1 pseudogene is annotated in these 268 nt (G+C 30.6%); it reads left to right on the forward strand.

The features are described 5' to 3' along the window. Positions 1–117, forward strand: a pseudogene (locus tag ACFIO5_RS10575) (exodeoxyribonuclease III); the annotation flags it as partial. Positions 118–268 lie beyond the last annotated feature (151 nt).

Genomic DNA, 268 nt, shown 5'->3' on the forward strand with positions numbered 1-268 from the left:
CTTTTATCACCAGAAGCTGTCGATCAGCTTATTTGCGCTTATAGCCAAAAAGAAGTAAGAGGCTACCAAAAACCATCTGACCATACTCCCGTTTGGATTGACCTTAATTTCAATTAACTAAAGTATAATAACTGTTTCATTGAGATAATAAAAAAATATCCCAATGAGAATAATAAATATGTTACACAGCCTATGGTAATCCAAAAAAACAAAAAGAAATCGTAAATGCATGGAGTAAAGAATGAGAAAATCACTTTTAATATTCATT

The sequence above is a fragment of the Bartonella sp. AA86SXKL genome (genome assembly GCF_042196885.1).